At 68.3% G+C, this 3,879-nt stretch carries 7 protein-coding genes; 4 read left to right on the forward strand and 3 right to left on the reverse strand.

The annotated features are described in order from the left end of the window. Window positions 1-492 (reverse strand): polyphosphate--glucose phosphotransferase (gene ppgK / locus ACN269_RS33055; protein ID WP_421477014.1); only part of this gene is annotated, 492 nt, incomplete at its 3' end. Window positions 493-659: 167 nt separating this feature from the next. Between ppgK and ACN269_RS33060 the strand changes: the two genes are divergently transcribed. Further along, window positions 660-1,505 carry an inositol monophosphatase family protein gene (locus ACN269_RS33060; protein ID WP_421477016.1) on the forward strand — a complete coding sequence of 282 codons (846 nt, stop codon included), beginning with the start codon at window positions 660-662 and terminating at the stop codon, window positions 1,503-1,505. Between the two features lie 11 nt (window positions 1,506-1,516). On the opposite strand, the gene cei is transcribed toward ACN269_RS33060, so the two are convergent. After that, window positions 1,517-2,167 carry an envelope integrity protein Cei gene (gene cei, locus ACN269_RS33065; RefSeq protein ID WP_421477018.1) on the reverse strand — a complete coding sequence of 217 codons (651 nt, stop codon included), beginning with the start codon at window positions 2,165-2,167 and terminating at the stop codon, window positions 1,517-1,519. Window positions 2,168-2,340: 173 nt separating this feature from the next. Between cei and ACN269_RS33070 the strand changes: the two genes are divergently transcribed. Beyond that, entirely contained in the window at window positions 2,341-2,643 is a 303-nt protein-coding gene (locus ACN269_RS33070) for a DUF4193 domain-containing protein (protein WP_421477020.1), read from the forward strand. Between the two features lie 25 nt (window positions 2,644-2,668). On the opposite strand, the gene ACN269_RS33075 is transcribed toward ACN269_RS33070, so the two are convergent. Next, window positions 2,669-3,154: a DUF3093 domain-containing protein gene (locus ACN269_RS33075; protein WP_421477022.1), complete on the reverse strand. Its 486-nt coding sequence runs from the start codon at window positions 3,152-3,154 to the stop codon at window positions 2,669-2,671. A gap of 70 nt (window positions 3,155-3,224) precedes the next feature. Here ACN269_RS33075 and dut point away from each other — a divergent pair, with 70 nt between their 5' ends. Beyond that, complete coding sequence (gene dut, locus ACN269_RS33080) at window positions 3,225-3,644, forward strand: dUTP diphosphatase (protein WP_421477024.1); 420 nt, start codon at window positions 3,225-3,227, stop codon at window positions 3,642-3,644. After that, window positions 3,604-3,879: DUF3710 domain-containing protein (locus ACN269_RS33085; protein ID WP_421477026.1), on the forward strand; the 276-nt coding region annotated here is incomplete at its 3' end. The genes dut and ACN269_RS33085, both read left to right, overlap by 41 nt.

Genomic DNA, 3,879 nt, shown 5'->3' on the forward strand with positions numbered 1-3,879 from the left:
GTTGGGCAGCAGCACGCCGTTGTGGATCACCGCTGACCCGATACCGGTGCCGAACGTCAGCACGACGATCACCCCGGAGTTGTCCTTGCCGGCGCCGAACCGTTCCTCGGCCAACCCGGCCGCGTCGGCGTCATTGAGGACCGTCACCGACTGACCGTCGAGCTGGGCGGCGATGATGTCGTTGGCGTTGACGCCGATCCAGGACTTGTCCACATTGGCCGCGGTGTTGACGGTGCCGTTGGTCACCACACCGGGGTAGGTGACACCGAGCGGACCCGTCCATCCGAACTCGCGGACAACCGCCGCGACGGTCTCGGCGACCGCGGCCGGGGTCGCCGGCTGGGGAGTGAGGAGTTTGAACCGGTCGCCGATCAGCTCGCCGGTGTCGAGATCGACGATTCCGCCCTTGATCCCGCTACCGCCTACATCTACTCCGAACCCGCGGCGTTGGCCGCCGCCGTCGGCCGCGGCGGGGGCGTCGGTGGCAGTCATGGGCGCTCCTCTGGCAGATGTCGGCGGCTATGACGCCTTCCACACATTAGTGGCTTGCCGCCACTTTGGTGGGTTCGCAGCGGGTGGGTTAGCGGCGGTGTGTTCGCTTTGGTGTTCGAGGCGTGACCCGGTGGCGGCAGGCGGGTGTCAGATGCTGCGATAGCAGGGTGACCCAGGACGGTGAACGCGATCAAGACCCTGCGCAGCTGGCGCTGGTGGCCGAACAGCTGGCCACCGAGGCGGCCGACTTCGTGCGTCGGCGCCGCGCCGAGATCTTCGGCGCCGCAAACGGATCGCCGGGGTCGGCGGTGCGGACCAAGAGTTCGCCGACCGACCCGGTGACCGTCGTCGACACCGAGACCGAGCGGTTGCTCCGGGAACGGCTGGCCGAACTGCGGCCCGGGGAACCGGTGCTCGGCGAGGAGGAGGGCGGCACCGCGGGTGCGCCCGGGCAACTGACCTGGGTGCTCGACCCGATAGACGGCACGGTCAACTTCGTCTACGGGATCGAGGCGTATGCGGTGTCGGTCGCGGTGCAGCGTGACGGCCAATCGGTGGCGGGCGCGGTCGCCCAGGTGGCGTCCGGAGCTGTCTACTCGGCCGCGCTGGGCGGCGGGGCGCAGCTGCGGCGTGGCGATCTCAGCGTCGCGTTGCGCTGCAGCGGGGCCGCTGAGCTGTCGATGGCGCTGGTCGGCACCGGCTTCTCGTATTCGGCGGCGCAGCGCGTCCGGCAGGCACAGGTGCTGGCCGAATTGGTCGCGCAGGTGCGTGACATCCGCCGGATCGGCTCGTGCGCGCTGGACCTGTGCCTGGTCGCCGCCGGCGGGCTCGACGCGTATTACGAGGACGGCGTTCAGGTGTGGGACTGGGCGGCCGGCGCGCTCATTGCCGCCGAAGCCGGAGCGGTCCTGCGACTGCCGTCGGCGGCCGCCGGACCCGGTGTGGTGATGGCTGCGGCGCCCGGCGTCGCAGGTGCCCTCGGTGCTGAACTGCAGCGGCTGGGCATTCTCTAGCAGGTTCCGGCCTAGCAGGTGCCGGTGTGGATCTTCTCCAGCAGAGCGGCATCAGCGGGTGCGGTCGCATCCGGACGCAGGCTTGCCAGCACCGCGTTGATGTCGTCGCTGTGGACCAGTTCGGTGAAATCCGTTCCGATCGCGAGATCGACCACGGCGTCGGTTCGGCCGTCTTCGAACAGCTCGGTACACGGTGCCACCAGCCAGACAGCCGCCGCGGCCGCGCGGCCGGCCGGACCGAACCGTAGCTGGCCCTGACACTGCAGCCGGACCGTTGTGTAGATGGTGTCGTTGGCGGCCTCAGGCTGGGCGAAACCCAGGTCGCGCAGTTCGCCGGCGACTTCGCCGGCCTGCCCGCCCTGTCCGCTGGCGTTGAGCACCCGGATCTGGGTGTCGGCGAGTTTGGCGGGTGTGACGTCGACCATCTCGCCGCGACTGACCTGTTCGCCCAGCGACGGGGCCGGGCCGTTCTCGGCCGGCGGCGGGGGGTTGCACGTCGCCACCTCCTGCACGTCGGCCGGTCGGTTCAGTGCGAAGACCCACACCAGCACGGTTGCTGTCGCCAGCGCCACGAACAGCCAGATGGCGGGCAAATAGTTGCGGCGACGAAACGGGCGTCCGTGCTTGTCGAAAGCGGTGCCGTCGGTGATGTCTGCGACCACCCCTGCACTCTAAAGGCCGTTTTTGCCGTCCACCCACTGTGGCGACCGACATAATGTGATGTAAATCACATTGGAACGTGTGGCAGAACGGGCACCAATCGTTTGGGGAATCCGTTCGACGCTGGTACAACACTCTGCTGCAAGGTCTATGGAGGGGACAGGGGACGAAGACGATGGCTACCGACTATGACGCCCCACGGCGCACCGAGACCGACGAGGTCTCCGAGGACTCGCTCGAAGAGCTGAAGGCTCGGCGTAATGAGGCGCAGTCAGCTGTCGTCGACGTCGACGAGTCCGAATCCGCGGAGTCCTTCGAACTGCCCGGCGCCGACCTGTCCGGTGAGGAACTGTCCGTGCGGGTCATTCCCAAGCAGGCCGACGAGTTCACCTGCTCGAGTTGCTTCCTCGTGCATCACCGCAGCCGCTTGGCCAGCATGAAGAACGGCGTGATGATCTGCAGCGACTGCGCAGCCTGACGACAGCGGCCGTCGCCGCGTCACGTCATCCGGTCGGACGCAGGGCGGCCAACACCCGGTCCGGGTGCCGTGTGCTCACCAGCCAGTACGGGGTGGGGTCGTCGGCGTCGTCCAGCACCAACAACACCATCGGACCGACCCAGGCGCGGTGCACGACGTAGGCTGCCGGATCCAGCTGGCGGCCCAGCGCGGCCGACTTCGCCGAGCGGGGCACCTCCGCAGACCGCGCCACCACGCCGACCGGCAGGTGGGCCGCGCCGACCCACAATTCGATATCGCCGGGCTCGGAGCCGACGACCCGCAACTCGGTTCTACCCAGCCAGAGCAGCACCACCGCCGCGACCGGCAGCAGGACGGCGTATGGCAGCCAGCTGGGCAGTGTCGTCACGCCCCAGGTGACTTCCAGTGCGATCAGCCCCGCCAACGCCAACCCGGGCACCCACCACCACCACGGCACCCGGAGCCGCTCCCGGTAGCGCACGGTTTGTGCGGTTGCGCGCGTGTCGGACACGCGGCTCAGAGTAATCTGTGACGTCGTGCCCACTTCTTTGGCGGTAGTCCGGCTGGACCGCGACCTGCCGATGCCCAGCCGCGCTCACGACGCCGACGCCGGCGTCGACCTGTTCAGCGCTGTCGACGTGGACCTCGGCCCCGGTAAGCGCGCCCTGGTGCCCACCGGGGTTGCGGTGGCCATTCCGGTGGGAATGGTCGGGCTCGTGCATCCGCGTTCGGGTCTGGCTGCGCGGGTGGGACTTTCGATCGTGAACAGCCCGGGCACGATCGATGCCGGTTACCGCGGTGAGATCAAGGTGGCGCTGATCAACCTCGATGCCAGCGACCCCATCCGGATCGCTCGGGGTGACCGCATCGCCCAACTGCTCGTCCAGCGTGTGGAGCTGCCCGAGCTGATCGAGGTGACGTCCTTCGATGAGGCCGGGCTGGCTGATACTTCCCGTGGCGATGGTGGTCACGGTTCCTCCGGCGGACATGCGAGTTTGTGATATGGCATTCGGAAAGAACAAGAGCGGCGAAAAGGCCGGCGACACGACCAACGCGGGTGACCCGGGCGCAGTGCCAGCACCCGGTGTCGATGAGGACTTCGACGGCCCGTTCGACATCGACGATTTCGACGAACCGGCGGTCGCGGCACAGGGTCGGTTGGATCTGGGCTCGGTGCTGATCCCGATGCCGCAAGCCGGCCAGGTCCAGGTCGAGCTCAACCAAGCGGGTATCCCC

The sequence above is a fragment of the Micromonospora sp. WMMD736 genome (genome assembly GCF_049179015.1).
Taxonomy (GTDB): domain Bacteria; phylum Actinomycetota; class Actinomycetes; order Mycobacteriales; family Micromonosporaceae; genus Micromonospora.

Coding starts and splice junctions, on each gene's coding strand:
- ACN269_RS33070 (WP_421477020.1), top strand. CDS start 2,341: ATGGCTACCGACTATGACGCCCCACGGCGCACCGAGACCGACGAGGTC.
- dut (WP_421477024.1), top strand. CDS start 3,225: ATGCCCAGCCGCGCTCACGACGCCGACGCCGGCGTCGACCTGTTCAGC.